Origin of the sequence: Neorhizobium sp. BETTINA12A (assembly GCF_023006485.1) — a bacterium.
In the GTDB taxonomy this organism is placed as follows: domain Bacteria; phylum Pseudomonadota; class Alphaproteobacteria; order Rhizobiales; family Rhizobiaceae; genus Neorhizobium.
Genome location: NZ_JALBGW010000363.1, coordinates 1 through 582, shown reverse-complemented (window position 1 = coordinate 582; position 582 = coordinate 1). Strand labels below are relative to the sequence as shown.

The following is a 582-nucleotide window of genomic DNA, read 5'->3' as shown; positions in this document are numbered from 1 at the left end:
ATCACTGGCGACGGCGAAGCGGAGCGGGCGGCACGCGACGGCATCCCGGCACGCAGGCTGCAATTGCCGGCCTATGCGGCGCATCTCGCCGAAGCGGCGATCCGCAAACAGCCGAAGGTCGAGCAGCACAAGACGACTTTGAAGCGCAGCATCCAGCAGGGGCTTGAGCAGGTCGCCCGGGAAGCTTCGATGAAGCTCAGCCCGAAGGTTTCGGTCGCCATGGTGATGGCGGACATCACCACCGGTGCGATCGTCGGCGAGGTCGGTTCGGCAGATTATTTCGATGCGAGCCGCTCCGGCTGGGTGGACATGACGCGGGTCAACCGCTCGCCGGGCTCGACGCTGAAGCCGTTCATCTATGGCCTTGCCTTCGAGCAGGGGCTGGTTTCCCAGGAAACGATCATCGAGGACCGCCCGGCGGATTTCTTCGGTTACCGGCCGAAAAATTTCGACATGACCTACCAGGGCGATGTCAGCGTCCGCCAGGCGCTGCAGCTGTCGCTCAACGTGCCGGCCGTGCGGCTGCTGGATGCGGTCGGCCCATCGCGGCTGATGATCCGTTTCCGCCGCGCCGACGTGCGG

1 protein-coding gene is annotated in these 582 nt (G+C 65.3%); it reads left to right on the top strand.

Annotated elements, in window-relative coordinates; genetic code table 11:
• A partial coding sequence (locus MOV61_RS30175) for a penicillin-binding transpeptidase domain-containing protein (RefSeq protein WP_247139209.1) occupies window positions 1–582 on the top strand: 582 nt, incomplete at both ends.